General features: G+C 61.1%; 11 protein-coding genes. 5 read left to right on the top strand and 6 right to left on the bottom strand.

Features of this window, described 5'->3' with window-relative positions; all coding sequences use genetic code 11:
- Window positions 1-144: 144 nt before the first annotated feature.
- The 4 genes from CYU89_RS17425 to CYU89_RS17440 form a co-directional block, all read right to left on the bottom strand.
- Window positions 145-588 (bottom strand): hypothetical protein, encoded by a 444-nt coding sequence (locus CYU89_RS17425; protein WP_296282803.1) that lies wholly within the window; start codon window positions 586-588, stop codon window positions 145-147.
- On the bottom strand, window positions 588-1064 hold the full coding sequence (locus tag CYU89_RS17430) for a phage holin family protein (protein WP_296282804.1): 477 nt from the start codon (window positions 1062-1064) through the stop codon (window positions 588-590). The genes CYU89_RS17425 and CYU89_RS17430 overlap by 1 nt, the downstream gene beginning before the upstream one ends.
- 9 nt (window positions 1065-1073) lie before the next feature.
- A complete protein-coding gene (locus CYU89_RS17435; RefSeq protein ID WP_296282900.1) occupies window positions 1074-1439 on the bottom strand; it encodes a hypothetical protein in 366 nt (121 codons plus the stop codon).
- Between the two features lie 165 nt (window positions 1440-1604).
- A complete protein-coding gene (locus tag CYU89_RS17440; protein WP_296282901.1) occupies window positions 1605-3074 on the bottom strand; it encodes a Do family serine endopeptidase in 1470 nt (489 codons plus the stop codon).
- Between the two features lie 552 nt (window positions 3075-3626).
- Here CYU89_RS17440 and CYU89_RS17445 point away from each other — a divergent pair.
- The 3 genes from CYU89_RS17445 (at window position 3627) to CYU89_RS17455 (ending at window position 7702) form a co-directional block, all read left to right on the top strand.
- A complete protein-coding gene (locus CYU89_RS17445) occupies window positions 3627-5777 on the top strand; it encodes an adenosylcobalamin-dependent ribonucleoside-diphosphate reductase (protein WP_296282805.1) in 2151 nt (716 codons plus the stop codon).
- A gap of 397 nt (window positions 5778-6174) precedes the next feature.
- A complete protein-coding gene (locus tag CYU89_RS17450; protein ID WP_296282806.1) occupies window positions 6175-6780 on the top strand; it encodes a hypothetical protein in 606 nt (201 codons plus the stop codon).
- A gap of 121 nt (window positions 6781-6901) precedes the next feature.
- Complete coding sequence (locus tag CYU89_RS17455) at window positions 6902-7702, top strand: NrdJb (RefSeq protein WP_296282807.1); 801 nt, start codon at window positions 6902-6904, stop codon at window positions 7700-7702.
- A gap of 8 nt (window positions 7703-7710) precedes the next feature.
- Here the strand turns inward: CYU89_RS17455 and CYU89_RS17460 are convergent, their stop codons facing one another.
- Window positions 7711-11271, bottom strand: coding sequence for an SIR2 family protein (locus tag CYU89_RS17460; protein WP_296282808.1), 3561 nt, complete (start codon window positions 11269-11271; stop codon window positions 7711-7713).
- A gap of 286 nt (window positions 11272-11557) precedes the next feature.
- Here CYU89_RS17460 and CYU89_RS17465 point away from each other — a divergent pair, with 286 nt between their 5' ends.
- Window positions 11558-11776 carry a hypothetical protein gene (locus CYU89_RS17465; protein ID WP_296282809.1) on the top strand — a complete coding sequence of 73 codons (219 nt, stop codon included), beginning with the start codon at window positions 11558-11560 and terminating at the stop codon, window positions 11774-11776.
- Window positions 11777-11962: 186 nt separating this feature from the next.
- On the opposite strand, the gene CYU89_RS17470 is transcribed toward CYU89_RS17465, so the two are convergent.
- Window positions 11963-13792, bottom strand: coding sequence for an AAA family ATPase (locus CYU89_RS17470; RefSeq protein ID WP_296282810.1), 1830 nt, complete (start codon window positions 13790-13792; stop codon window positions 11963-11965).
- Between the two features lie 196 nt (window positions 13793-13988).
- Between CYU89_RS17470 and CYU89_RS17475 the strand changes: the two genes are divergently transcribed.
- Complete coding sequence (locus tag CYU89_RS17475; protein ID WP_296282811.1) at window positions 13989-14129, top strand: hypothetical protein; 141 nt, start codon at window positions 13989-13991, stop codon at window positions 14127-14129.
- Window positions 14130-14141 lie beyond the last annotated feature (12 nt).

The raw sequence follows: 14141 nt of genomic DNA on the forward strand, positions 1-14141 counted from the left end.
CCCTGTGGGAGCGACGTGAGTCGCGACCGGGCGCGGTGGCGGTCAGGAAGTTCCCACCGCTCACGGTCTTCCAGGACACAAGGGTGCAGCGGGACGTCGCTCGTGCGGTCGCGACTCACGTCGCCCCTGCAACAGACACCGGCGTCAGCGCTCGGACAGCTCCGTCGCCGCTTCGGCCGGCCGCGGGGCGGTCGCCACGATGCGGTCCTCGTCGAAAGCCTCGTCCACCATCGGCTCGTCCTCCTCCTCGACCACCGCGCCGTCGGCCTGGGCCTGCTGCTGCACATCCTGCGCGGTGTCGGCGGCCTGCTCGGCGGTTTCCGCGGCGGTGGCGGCCTGCGCGGTGGCCAGGAAACTGGAGACCGCGGTGAACATCTGCATCCAGCGCGCCCCGGTCAGTGCGCGCAGCGGTTCGGCGCGGCCCACCAGGAAGCCGCTGACCACTCCGGCGATGACGATGCGTCCCGGCGTCCAGCCTTCGCGCCATGAGTCCTTGAGGATCGTCCAGTACAGCGAGGACTGCGCGCTGCGCAGTTCCACCCGCCTCTCGGCCCGTGCCACGTGCTGCTGCAGCTGTTCGAAGCGCATCAGGGGCCTCCGGTGCCGGGGGGCGGCGTGCCCGGCGGAAGTTCGTCGTCGTCGGGGCTGCCGTTCTCGTCGAACAGGCCCATCCGCGACAGCTGGCGCCGGGTCGCATGCATGCCGGTGTAATCGAAGTAACGGCTCACCCGCCAAGCGGCGAATGCGGTCATGGCCAGGCTGAGGAACGCCGCCAGCGACAGCGACTGCAGCCAGGAGAAACCGAACCGCTGCATCAGCGCGATCAGCGCGCCGGTGATCAGCAGCCAGGCGGACGCACCGAACACCACCGCCACGCATGCCCACGCCAGCGCACGGCCGAAGGCGCTGCGGGCCAGCGCGAAATCCGCCGACACCAGCGCACGCATCGCACGACCGGTGTCCTTCGCGGACCCGTACGCAGCGCGCCCGGCTTCACCGACCTCCTTGAGGCTGTCGATGAAGTCGGGCGGCGGGGCGTCGGTGTCGCGGGGCGCGTCGCTCACGCGGCGGGCTTACTTGTCGCCGCCGCCGCTGCGCGCCAGCTTGGCGATGATCCAGCCGGCCGCGAAGGCCACGCCGAAGGAGGCGATCGGCCGCTCGCGGATCAGGTCGGCGGCGCTGTCGATCAGGTCGCGACCCTTGTCCATCAGCGCATCCACCTGCTCGCGCGCCGCGCCGCCGCCGGCTTCGGCCGCCGCCAGGCCCGACAGCGCGCCGTCAGCCAGTTCGGATTTGACGTTCGCCTTGCCCAGGCGCAGCTCGTCGCCCGCGGCGCTGGCGGCGCCCTTGATCGCTTCGCCGGCGGCCGCCGCGGCGGAGGCCAGGTGCGAACCGGCTTCGCCCAGGTTGGACTTCAGGGCATCGGTATGGGTGGGCATGCTCATGGGTGTCTCCTGCAGGCGGGGGATGGGGGCACTGTAATGCACGCGGGTGAACGCGCTGTTAGATGGGTGGAGGAAGGAGTGAATAAGGAGAAGTGAGGCGTGAGCGGAAGCAAGGACCTCCCTCCTTACATCTCACTTCTGCCCCTCACTCCCGCACCGTCACTGCATCAGCAGCCGCCCCGTGCCGCGGCCGCGCAGGATGTCCAGCACCAGCTGCGCCGGCTTGCGCTCGAAGCTGGCGCGGAACCCCGGCAGGTCGCCGAACTCGCCGCTGCTGCTGCGCACGATGATGTCGCCCGGACGCAGCCCGCTGTTCCAAGCGCGGCTGTCGCGCGCCACGTTGCTCACCTGCACGCCGCCCTGCGCGCCGCGCAACATGCCGCGCAGCGCCTGCCGCGCGGATTCGTCCAGTTCCTTCAGCGTTGCGCCGGCCAGGCGCGGGTCGAGCGTCGCGCCCTCGGCGTTGCGCACGCCTTCCTTCAGCGCCACGTCCAGCTGCAGCGGCTTGCCATCGCGGCGCACGTCCAGCGCCACGCGCGTGCCCACCGGCTGCAGGCCTTCGAAGTTGTGCAGGGCGGCGCGGTTGTCGATGCGCTGGCCATTGGCCGCCATCACCACGTCGCCGGGCTGCAGGCCGGCCGCGGCCGCGGCCGAACCCGGATACACGCGCGTCACCAGCGCGCCACGCGGCACGTCCAGCCCCAGCCCGCGCGCCGTGCGCTCGTCGACGTCCTGCGATTCCACGCCGAACGTGCCCCGGCGCACCACGCCGTTGTTGGCGATCAGCTGGTCCATGATGCCGCGCGCCATGTTGATCGGAATGGCGAAGCCCAGGCCGATGTTGCCGGCCATGCTGCCGCGCGGGTTGAAGCTGGCGGTGTTGATGCCCACCAGCCGGCCCTGCAGGTCGACCAGCGCGCCGCCGGAGTTGCCCGGATTGATCGAGGCGTCGGTCTGGATGAAGTTCTGGTAGCCCGCCACCGGAATGCCGCTGCGGCCCACGGCTGACACGATGCCCGAGGTCACCGTCTGGCCCAGCCCGTACGGGTTGCCCATCGCGACGACGAAGTCGCCGACCTGCAGCTGGTCGCTGTTGGCCATCGGCACCGCGGTCAGGCCCTGGGTGGGGATGCGGATCAGGGCGACGTCGGTATCCGGGTCCGACCCGATGAACTCGGCCTCCACCTGGCGACCGTCGTTGAGCGTGACCGACACGCCGTCGGCGTTCTCCACCACGTGGTGGTTGGTCAGCACGTAACCGCGCGCCGCATCCACGATCACGCCCGACCCCAGCGCGCGCTCCACCCGTTCGCGCGGCATGTCGGGGATGCCCAGGATGCGGCGGAACACCGGGTCGTCGCCGAACGGCCCCAGCGGGCTGGCCACGCGCACGGTCTGGCGGCTGTACACGCTGACCACCGCCGGGGTGACGCGCTTGAGCATCGGCGCCAGCGAGGGCAGCGCCTGGCCATCGACGGTCGCCGGCAGGGCGGCCGCGGCCGGCACCGCCGCGGCGACGCCGGGCGCGGCCTGGGCCGGTGTCTGGAAGACCTCATGGAAGCCGGTCGCGGCGAAGCCGCCGAAGGCGGCGGCGGCGGACAGGGCGATCAGGGTGGGAAACGGGCGCAGCGCTTTCTTCATGGTCGGTCGGCAGCTCGTCGTTGCGTCGGAGGGAACGGGGGCCCAGGGCCTCCCGCGAACCTGAATGAGTCTGCTGACGGACCCCTAAACCTGCAATGAAGTTCGCCGCGTGCCTGCCGCAATCCGACCCTCGCCCGTGATGACGGACGGTGGGTCCCTGGCCATGCAATTGTCATGTCAATCCGGTTGACAGGGGGGAACCCCGGGCGTAGTTTGGCGTCTTCGTGCTGACACAAGATGTTGCGGTCCAGCACGAGTCGGACCCAAGCACTGGTGTTTCTGTAGACAAAGCCTGCGGGCTCAGCGCTTGGGAAATCGGGCGCCTTTGGGGATTGGCGCATGAGGGCGAGGGAAGCGGTGGGCACCACGGCGACGGCAGGTCCCACTTCCACAATCCGGCAACCGGCGCGGCGCATCCTGTGCGGCCGCCCGCGGTGCCGTCCCTGTCCGTCGGCACCGCAATGAATCATCGGGGTGGGCCCTGGCCCGCCCGCCACCACAGTCACTGAAGTTCCAGTCGTTCAGGAGAACAACACAACCATGAGTACGGTGCGCCTCGAGGCGATCAAGACGGAACAGCCCACCCTGGTCCCCATGCAACCGGCGTCCCAGGACATCTGGGACAAGAAGTACCGGCTGAAGACCAAGCAGGGCGAGGCCCTCGACGCCGACATCGACGGTACCTACCAGCGCGTCGCCCGCGCCCTGGCCGACGCGGAAGCCAGCCCCGAGAAGCGCGCCTACTGGTACGAGCGCTTCGTGTGGGCGCTGCGCCGCGGCGCCATCCCGGCGGGCCGCATCACCTCCAACGCCGGCGCCCAGCAGCACAAGCCGGCCACCAGCACGATCAACTGCACCGTCTCCGGCACCATCGAGGACTCGATGGACGGCATCCTGGACAAGGTCCACGAAGCCGGCCTCACCCTTAAGGCCGGCTGCGGCATCGGCTACGAGTTCAGCACGCTGCGCCCGAAGGGCGCCTTCGTCGCCGGCGCCGGTGCGTACACCTCCGGCCCGATGTCCTTCATGGATATCTACGACAAGATGTGCTTCACCGTCTCCAGCGCCGGCGGCCGCCGCGGCGCGCAGATGGGCACGTTCGAAATCTCCCACCCGGACGTGAAGGACTTCATCCGCGCCAAGCGCGAAGACGGCCGCCTGCGCCAGTTCAACCTGTCGCTGCTGATCACCGACGGCTTCATGGAAGCCGTGGACACCGACGCCGACTGGCCGCTGGTGTTCCCGGTGAACATCAAGGAGAAGGGCGACATCAACGTGGAAGACCCCAGCCAGGTCGTCTGGCGCGAGTGGCCCACGCACAAGAACTACATCGTCCGCGACGACGGCCTGGTGGCCTGCAAGATCTACGGCCACATCCGCGCCCGCCACCTGTGGGACATGATCATGGTCTCGACGTACGACTACGCCGAGCCGGGCTTCATCCTGATCGACCGCGTCAACGAGATGAACAACAACTGGTGGTGCGAGACCATCCGCGCCACCAACCCCTGCGGCGAGCAGCCGCTGCCGCCCTACGGCGCCTGCCTGCTCGGCTCGGTCAACCTGACCACCTTCGTGCGCGACCCCTTCACCGACCAGGCGCGTTTCGACTGGGAGGAATACAAGGAAGTCGTGCGCGTGTTCACCCGCATGCTCGACAACGTGGTCGAAGTGAACGGCCTGCCGCTGGAACAGCAGCGCCAGGAGATCCTGCGCAAGCGCCGCCACGGCATGGGCTTCCTGGGCCTGGGCAGCACGCTGACCATGCTCAAGCACAAGTACGGCAGCGCCGAGTCGTGCGAATTCACCGAAGCCATCGCCCGCGAAATGGCCGTGGCCGGCTGGGAAATGGGCCTGGCCCTGGCGAAGGAAAAGGGCCCCGCCCCGATCATGGAAGAGCGCTTCCCCGTCACCGCCGCCATGCTGCGCCAGCGCCCGGAAATGGCGAAGGACGGCTGGAAGGTCGGCCAGGAGATCCCCGGCAAGGTGCTGCACGCCAAGTACAGCCGCTACATGCAGCGCGTGGCCACCGTCGCCCCCGACCTGGTGGACGAACTGGCCGAAGTCGGCAGCCGCTTCACCCACCACAGCTCCATCGCGCCCACCGGCACCATCAGCCTGTCGCTGGCCAACAATGCCTCCAACGGCATCGAGCCCTCGTTCGCGCACCACTACAGCCGCAACGTGATCCGCGAAGGCAAGAAGTCGAAGGAAAAGGTCGACGTCTACTCCTACGAGCTGCTCGCCTACCGCGAACTGGTCAACGGCAAGGCCATGCCGTTCTCGGACGATCCGGACGCGAAGCTGCCCGACTACTTCATCGCCGCCGACGACATCAGCCCGAAGGAACACGTCGACGTGCAGGCCGCCGCGCAGAAGTGGGTCGACAGCTCCATCTCCAAGACCGCCAACGTCCCCACGGACTATCCGTACGAGCAGTTCAAGGACATCTACCGCTACGCCCACCAGCAGGGCCTGAAGGGCTGCACCACGTTCCGCTTCAACCCCGCCGCCTTCCAGGGCGTGCTGGTGAAGGAAGCCGACCTGGAGAACACCACCTACCGCTTCGAGCTGGAAGACGGCAACGTCATCGAAGTGAAGGGCAACGAGCAGATCGAGTACGACGGCGAGATGCACACCGCCGCCAACCTGTTCGACGCGTTGAAGGAAGGGTATTACGGCAAGTTCTGAGGTACTGGCTTTATCCCTCTCCCCTCGCGGGAGAGGGTGCCCCGAAGGGGCGGGAGAGGGGAGCGAGCGCAGCGAGTTGCCTTTAGCTTCTCGCGAACAGCGGCCCCTCATCCGCCTTCGGCACCTTCTCCCCGCTCGCGGGGAGAAGGGAAAGAAAGCACTACCCCTCTCCCCTCGCGGGAGAGGGTGCCCCGAAGGGGCGGGAGAGGGGGAGCGAGCGCAGCGAGTTGCTCTTGCTCCCAGCGAAAAGCGCCCCCTCTTTCCGCCTTCGGCCACCTTCTCCCACAAGGGGAGAAGGAAAAAGCAACAAGCGATTCACCGGCTTCACACGTTCCACCCCGCGCCATCGGGTATAGCATCGGCAGCGTCAACCAACCTCGCCCACAAGGAGGGCAACATGAGCAACGGTAATGGTGTCACCGCGACGCTTTCCGGCGCAGCCGAAAGCGTGAAGGAAACAGTGGCTGGGATCGGCGAAGCAGTCGCTTCCACCGCCAGCGAGACGGTCGCCAAGGCCAAGAAGGCCGCCAAGAAGGCGCGCAAGACGGTCACCGCCGACATCGCCAAGGCGAAGAAGGCCGTGGCCAAGCGCACCGACAAGGCCACCAAGGCGGTGAAGAAGACCGTCGCCAAGGCCAAGAAGAAGCTGGCCGCCGCCAGCAGCGCCGCCAAGGCCGAAGCGGCCAGCCTGCAGAAGAAGGTGACCGGCAAGAAGACGGCCAAGAAGGCCACCAAGAAGACCGCCAAGAAGGCGACGAAGAAAGCCGCCACCAAGAAGACGGCCGCCAAGAAGGCCGTGAAGAAGGTCGCACGCAAGGCCGCCGCCAAGAAGGCGCCGGTCAAGAAGGCCGCCAAGAAAGCAGTGAAGAAGGTCGCCCGCAAGGCGCCCGTGAAGAAGGCGGCGAAGAAAGCCGCTCCGAAGAAAGCGGCCAAGAAGGCCGTGCGCAAGGCAGCCCCGAAGAAAGCCGCAAAGAAAGCCACCAAAAAAGCGGCCCGTAAGTAAGACCTGATGCTTCACCCCTCCTCCCCCGGGTCCGGGGGAGGGTTGGGGCGGTCGCCGGCCCGGAAGGCCAGGCCCCGCCCATCGACGACAACTTTCAGAACACGAACAGGATTCCACCGTCATGGCCGTCAAGATCGACAAGAAAATCAAGGGCTACAGCGTGCTCACCCCGGAAGACAAGGCGCGCGAAGCCGCGGCCGCCATTCCGACGGCGTCGGTGCCGCGCGAGACGGTGGAAAAGGAAACCCCGCAGGACAACATCATCCAGATGCACGAGCGCATCGAGCGCCCGGAAGTCCTGATCGGCAGCACCTACAAGATCAAGTCGCCGCTGGTGGAGCACGCCATGTACGTGACCATCAACGACATCGTGTTGAATGCGGGCACGGAGCACGAGCTGCGCCGTCCGTTCGAGATCTTCGTCAACAGCAAGTCCATGGAGCACTTCCAGTGGATCGTCGCGCTGACGCGCATCATGTCGGCGGTGTTCCGCAAGGGCGGCGACGTGACCTTCCTGGTGGACGAGATGAAGGCCGTGTTTGATCCGCGCGGTGGCTACTTCAAGGCCGGTGGCGTGTACATGCCGTCGCTGGTGGCGGAGTTGGGCGCCATCGTGGAAGAGCACATGAAGTCGATCGGCCTGATCCACGACCCGGAAATGAGCGCGCACCAGCGCGCCATCCTGGCCGAGAAGCGCAAGCAGTACGAAGACCGCGCAAAAAAAAACTCTGACGTAACGGAAACTGTGACCGTTGCACCGGCCGCGCCCGCCCAGGGCGCCGCCGAGGACATCGCCGTCACCGGCGATGGCGCCAGCTTCCCGCCCTCTGCGACTCTTTGCCACAAGTGCAGCACCAAGGCCCTCGTCATCATGGACGGGTGTGCGACGTGTCTGAATTGTGGGTATTCGAAGTGCGGGTAATGTTTCGACTAGACTGAAATGTATCGGCAACCGTGACGGCTGCCGGCGTCTCTAAGCGCTATTGCAACGTTTGCATCCTTTCTTGCCTCCCAAAGCGGAAGAAGTCGCTCTTTCGCGAATGCTTCGGTGCATGCTTTTCCCAAAACATTTCCTTCAAAACTAGCTCTTTCTCCGTTCAGGAGCTGATCAAGCAGATACTCGATCGCGACATCGCTTAACTCGTCGGTAGATAGTCTCGAAAGCCTCGCCAGAACGAATTGAGAAAGAATGCATCGGTACGGCGTATCTGCTTTGTTAAACTCATCGATGCACTGCCGCACGATGACTTCGTCGGAATTTGCCAGTAAAGCGCCGATGCTTGATCGCAGCATGTACTGATCAGATGAATTCATGATCGAAAGCAGGGGCTCTATCTCGTTCAAGTCTTCAGTGGCTAGGTGCACCTCATCGAACTCGTTTGAGCCACCTATCAATATTCTTAGCAGCTCTTCGTCGTTGTCTAAGATGAGCTCTAGAACGAGATCCTTCTCGCTAGGCCAGTCAATATCAAGGCTGCCCAAAAGGTGAAGGCCGCTTCTGTCGCGATCTTCAACCTTTCTTGAAATGAAGTGCCGCATAAACTTCAGAATGGCGCTTGCGTCTGGACTCGTGCAATAGAGAAGGATCGCCTCTCGGAGGCCGCTGCTATTCGCCGCCTCGCTAGTGGTGAGGTCTAAGATTTCTGGAACCTCTTTACATAGGCACCTGAGAGCGGGAACTACCCATGCGTCGGAGTCCACGCCTGAATCGATAGCTGCAATCAGGATCTCTCCATGCTTTCGGGTTGCCGGCTGCACATTCAGGGGCGATCTTGCAAATTTCAAATTGAAGAAAATAGAAGTTGCTGCCTGAAGATAGCCTTCACTGAGTAGCTCGCATGAGAGAGCTAGGCCGTCATCAGTCTTCATGTCTTGAGATAGCTCGCAAAGTATTCGCGACCATAAAGACTCTGGAATCTTTCTCTCGTCCGACCAGAAATGGGGTCGAACAATGCTCCATGGCAGCGAGCGCAGCAGGGTGGCGATCCCGGCTACAAATCCATCGACCTCTATGTCGGGATCGCTGAACAGAAGAGCCGAGACCTGGTCTATGCTCGCCATAATGAGGGGTAGGTCTTGCTCTTCGATCAGTTCTTCCAAGGCTCTGGCTATGCCGTTGCAGCACAGGTTGTAGTCGTCCGGCGAAGACGACATCTTGGTAAGCATCTCTCCCTTTATGGAGGGGCCAATGAATCTCACGAGCGCATCGGTGGCCGCGACTTCGAGTTCGCCGCCCATCTCCATGAGCGCTCTCAGCTTCTTTTCATGGCTCTCAGTGGTGTAGGGGACGTTACACAGAAGCCATTCCGGTCCGCAGTGAACTGGGAAAAACTCAAGGCGCGATGGCAGGGTATCTAGGAGCCTGTCTACCAAAGATGGCGAGCCGAACTCAACATACTTAATGGCGTTTAGAGATAGCCGGATGTCTCTATCAAGAATGAAGGAGAAGAGCTTGTTGGCTTCACTTTCCTCCAACAAGCTAATTGCAAGCATGATGGATTGATTCCATCGTGGGAGATTCAGGATCTTAGCGGGGTCAAATTTCTCTGAGGACGATAGGGCTTCAGAAAGCTTAAGAGCTGCGAGATACTCAGTAATAGATTGATGAAAGAACGAGACTCTGGATCTGCTTTGCGGAACGAGGATGCTCTTAGAGATAAGCCAGTTGATGATATCTGTGGTGGTGGTTCCCTGCGGGAGATGAGTATTCGACAGTTCGCCGTAGAGAATTCCAACGTCAAACGCTTCTTGTCCAGCATCCATTGAGCGGAACGCCGTTTCCTTTAGTGCGCTCAGCAGATCTACTTCTCTGAAGCGGGATGAGAAATCAGAATCTAGTTTAAGAACAATGCTCTCGTAAATTTGCTTTGGCTTTGTTATGCAAAGATCTAGAATGTTCAGTTCATCTAACAGCCGGTAGTAGAATGGCTTTCTAAAGAGGTCTATGAACTCTATTCCGAAGGGCCCACTTGTTTCGATTCCCCTTTCCTCTAGTGATTCTTCGACGACGCTGTAATCGATCTCGGACAGCGAGAAAACTGGGAGGTCGAACTTCTCTAGCCCGTCAGAAGTTCTGGATGCGAGGATGATTCGGCTAGTTGAAAAATCATCAAGGAAGTCGGAGAAGTCTCGCTCGTAGGAAGCGTCTTCCAGATAAGCTCTCGGCATCTCATTGAAGGAATCGACAATCAGTACTAGTTCAAAGTTCTTCTTCGCATGCTGCAAGCAGATGCTAGGCGGGAATTTGGTCTTGATCAGTTCCACGATGGATCCGCCATAAACTTTCATGTCTACTAGAACTGGGACGACATACCTATTCTTGCCCTCACTAGTACTCAGGCATGCTTCGCGCAGAGACTTGGCAAGCAACATTGCTGCCTTGCGGAGGGCATAGGATTTCCCGGCTCCAGGTGGGCCAAGAAGAATTGCGCGCTTGGGGCCGGACAGAAGGAAATCTTCAGACGTCATGTAGTCGAAGTTGCTGTGGCGCTGACGGAAGTAACGTTCTTCACAGCCTTTCTCGCGGACACGGATGAGAAACTCATTGGCCGCTGACTTGAACTCGGTTAGTGACTCCGCATGTCGGATTAGCTTCAGGGAGGTTTCCGCACTGGTGTCTGATTTATGTTCCCTTTCTTCATGAAGTCTATTGAGAAGATCAATCAGGCTCTTATGGGAGACAGAATTGTCTGGAAGCTTCGAGGTTTCATACCCAACGAGGTGGATCCCGTAGTTCTTCTTCCAGTACTCAATCTGGCCATGGGTGACGTCAGGAAGTACCGCGTAGTGATCTCTAACAGATCCTCTGTAGATGTTTGAAAGGATGTCTCTTAGGTACAGAAAGTCTGGGTCTTTAAGTCCAAAGCCGAAATAAACGATTGGCCTGCTAACAAGGATCGTTTTAAGGGCGTCCAGGGCGGCATGCTTATCGCCCTGGGGGAGGAGGCTGCGGTACTGTTCTCGTGACAGGATGAGGCTGTCTGTGTCCCCCAAGTCACCATGCGGTTTGAAGATGTAGTTCGTCGAACTAGCCTGTGAGGCCTCTGCCGCCTCAAGTATCGTGTTGTTCGTTATGGGCGCGGGAAAAATCTCGCTTGGAAGCCAAGTTCTTACGCTCTGTTCGATTAGATCGTCGTAATTCGTAGTTATGAAGCATTTTGGCCCTAGCGTTGATATCAGGCGGTGAACTTCATGGGGCTTCGCCTCTCCAAATCTGCAGGCTTTTCGGATGAACTCAGCGATCTGAGTTTTTGTTAGAACGTCGAATCCGTAACTCGCTGCCTGCAGATAGTCCCCCGCCTCTACTTCCTGCAAAACAAGTGTTGCGTCCAGGCCGGAGCTGTGAAGATAGTCGGCCAAGTCCTCAAGTAGTCGCTTCCAGCTGGGAAGTCCGCTCCAAACGGAAATGCCAGACCCGACGAAAATGACAGCGTCAGGTTGTTTAAGTATTCTCTTGATCCGGCCTAGGACTTGATCTCTATTTGCGCTCATTCGTCTTTCCTGACTGTCGTACTGTGTGCTTGCTCTTGCAACTCATTGGTTTATTGAGCCCCAGGAACTAGTCGGCACGGAAGAGCTTTGAGAGGTCGCATTGCGATGTGTCGTGCTCCCTGCGATGTGGTCCATCCTAGGGGCGAGCACCAAGCCTCGCCGCAAGTGCTGCGGCATTCGCTATGACGTCCGCTCGGCGGAATGATGCATTCAACAGGGTTTGCTGACAATCGAAACGGAAATGGAAATGCGGGTCTGGAAATAGGGGTCAGAGTACGTTTTCGCCATGAAGCACAGGACGCACACCGACCCCGGCTACCACCTGCCCACCGACGCCCACGTCGAACTGCAGGCCTTGCGCGACCACCTGCACCTGCTGGCCCAGCTCAGCACCCCCGAACACCAGAACGCCGACGACCTCATCCTCCCCCGCGCCGGCCTGGCCCACTGCTTCACCCACCTCGCCGACACCGCCTACCACATCGTCGCCGCCGTCACCGCCTGACCCCATCGTAGGGCGGGCTCAAGCCCGTCATCGCCCCCCATCCGTCGACGAGCGGAGGGCCAAGGCCCGCCCTACGAACGCCCGTATGCCTAGCTGCTTAGCCCGGTAAGCTCAGCGCACCCGGGTCCGGTCCGCGCATATGTCTCTATCCCTGAGTGCGACCTACGAACGTACCGTGGCTGTGCGCTAAGGAGCCTGCTGATCCAAATAGAGTCGCGAGTTGACGAATTGTTGCGTCCAACGCGCATGGGCGACTGCGGCTTTATAGGTCCTCGGACCTGCCTGATTTCTCACTTCGCGAATGGAAGCTGCCGCCCGATCATGCGCTGAGCTAACTGCATTGCGAACTGATGCCTGCGTCACGCGGCTGACAAGCTCTGCGGGTATCCAGTGAGCAGTAAGGCGCCCATCCCGCTCTTCTTTACGCTCCATGCCGGCCAGTTCATAACCAGTGAGCCGGAACATCAATTTGAGATCGGGCTCATCCAGAACCAGAAATCCTCCCGGGTGTGGAAGTTCGCCGACCGACATCTCTTGGTCCTCAAGGATCACCAGCCGCCCCTTAGGATTTAACAGGCTGGCAGCCTGCAAGAGGCACTCCAGCCACGATTCGATAGGGATTTCATGGAGTACATTGCACATTGCTACGCAGTCGAAGTGCGATTCTCCGTGCGCAGATTTTATGGCATCAATGCTCTGAAAACTTCTTCCCTGTGAGGATCCGTATACCCTATCCAGAAGGCACTCACGTACGTTGGCATAAGTCTTACTTGGGTCATATGCGACATAGTCCACGGTGGCCGCCAGCTGAGCTCCCAACTTTTCATCAAGCGCCTCGAGCAACCTTGCCTTGCCCGCTCCGAAGTCCAGCAATGCCGTACGGCCTTGTTTAAGATCCAAGCCACTAATCGCTTGGCCCGTTTGTGGATCCATATGCACGTGTCCGGCTACGCCTGCGTCCAGCAGGCTCTGAGCTGCAAATCGGAAACTTGCAAGTTCCTCTGGAACGCCTGTCAGCTGGTGAAGCTTTCGCACTCCCTCGTCATTGCCGAGCAGATCCGTCAGAACTCCTGTGGGATCACTCCCGGCAGGTCCAACGTGACCGTCACGCGCGACATACAAGCAGCCAGGATCAATGTTCGTAGCGTGAGCGATCAGGGGAACGGAGTGCGTAGCCATCAAAATCTGAGACGTGCCAGGCGAATTGAGCAGACTCTCCACAACCTGAACGAGTACGTGAGGATGAAGGTGATTCTCCGGCTCGTCCCACGCAAGAACATAGCTCCTATCAAGGCCAGCCCTCGAATGTATAACTGCGCTCATCTGCAGCAAGATGTTCTGACCTGGCGATAGACTTTGACTGGTGAGTGGACGGCCATCGATAAAGAGCTGGTCTCTATCTGTAATGGAGATCTCAACTCCTACGAGTTGACGGATGAAGTTAGCGAGCGACTGTCCAAGAGCTTGCCGATGCGATGCATCCGGTTTAGGCGGTGAACTAACCCTGGAGTTCCTCGCGACGCGGAGAGTGTCTACAAAGTAGGCGACAGCGCGATCAGCATAATCGACAATAGAGCTGTCCTTCGCGGAATCAGCCAGGGCACTAATTTCGCCCAGGCTCATTTGATCGGAGCCCCTGAAAGTAGTGGCGGTCGGCTGGACGCGTACCACTATCAGATCCTCCCCAGGATCTGCGACCCATACTTGCCTTGGGCCGAGACCTTCCACCTGCCGGCTTATCTCGGGACTAGATTCCCCCAGAGTCACATGAGGAAACACGGGTTGCTGTATGGCGATCGTACTGGCGATCGACTGCATCCGCGCGTTGTGGCTCTGCGCTAGCCCTTCGATCAGCGCTAGTGTTCGGCTCTTGCCGCCGCCATTCGGGCCTGCAAGCAGGACCACACGTCCAAGGCGCTCCATCTTCAGGGACTTTAAATAGGCACTTTCGAGCGAGGCCTGTGTCGGGCGTAGTGCAGTGATGGTCATGAGCTCAAGAGTCCGTTGTTTACTCATTGTAAGGCGGTACGTAGCGATGGGCTTACGAGTCGCGCCGCTCGGATAAGCGTGGCGCCCGGGGGCTCTACACCGATACGCTCCCATCCCTGAGCGTGGCTTTCGGCCCTACGCATGCGGCGCATGCGTGCCCTTTGATGGGCTCATCTTATCGTCCGAATCACCCGCGCGACGCCGGACATCAACAGGAGTGGCCATGAGAAAACACGTCATCGAACTCGACGAACCGCAAGCCAGGGAATTCTGCCTCCGCCTCTGGCTCGAACTGACCATCGCCGGGCGCGGCATCTGGTCCGACGACACACTGGATGCGGCAACCCAGCTCAACGCGCTGTAAAAAAATGGGGTC

It is taken from the genome of Pseudoxanthomonas sp. (genome assembly GCF_002863005.1).
GTDB lineage: Bacteria > Pseudomonadota > Gammaproteobacteria > Xanthomonadales > Xanthomonadaceae > Pseudoxanthomonas_A.

Bases quoted from the DNA above. Each gene is read 5' to 3' on its own strand.
- CYU89_RS17425 (WP_296282803.1), bottom strand. From the start codon at position 588: ATGCGCTTCGAACAGCTGCAGCAGCACGTGGCACGGGCCGAGAGGCGG.
- CYU89_RS17435 (WP_296282900.1), bottom strand. From the start codon at position 1,439: ATGCCCACCCATACCGATGCCCTGAAGTCCAACCTGGGCGAAGCCGGT.
- CYU89_RS17445 (WP_296282805.1), top strand. From the start codon at position 3,627: ATGAGTACGGTGCGCCTCGAGGCGATCAAGACGGAACAGCCCACCCTG.
- CYU89_RS17450 (WP_296282806.1), top strand. From the start codon at position 6,175: ATGAGCAACGGTAATGGTGTCACCGCGACGCTTTCCGGCGCAGCCGAA.
- CYU89_RS17455 (WP_296282807.1), top strand. From the start codon at position 6,902: ATGGCCGTCAAGATCGACAAGAAAATCAAGGGCTACAGCGTGCTCACC.
- CYU89_RS17460 (WP_296282808.1), bottom strand. From the start codon at position 11,271: ATGAGCGCAAATAGAGATCAAGTCCTAGGCCGGATCAAGAGAATACTT.
- CYU89_RS17465 (WP_296282809.1), top strand. From the start codon at position 11,558: ATGAAGCACAGGACGCACACCGACCCCGGCTACCACCTGCCCACCGAC.
- CYU89_RS17470 (WP_296282810.1), bottom strand. From the start codon at position 13,792: ATGAGTAAACAACGGACTCTTGAGCTCATGACCATCACTGCACTACGC.
- CYU89_RS17475 (WP_296282811.1), top strand. From the start codon at position 13,989: ATGAGAAAACACGTCATCGAACTCGACGAACCGCAAGCCAGGGAATTC.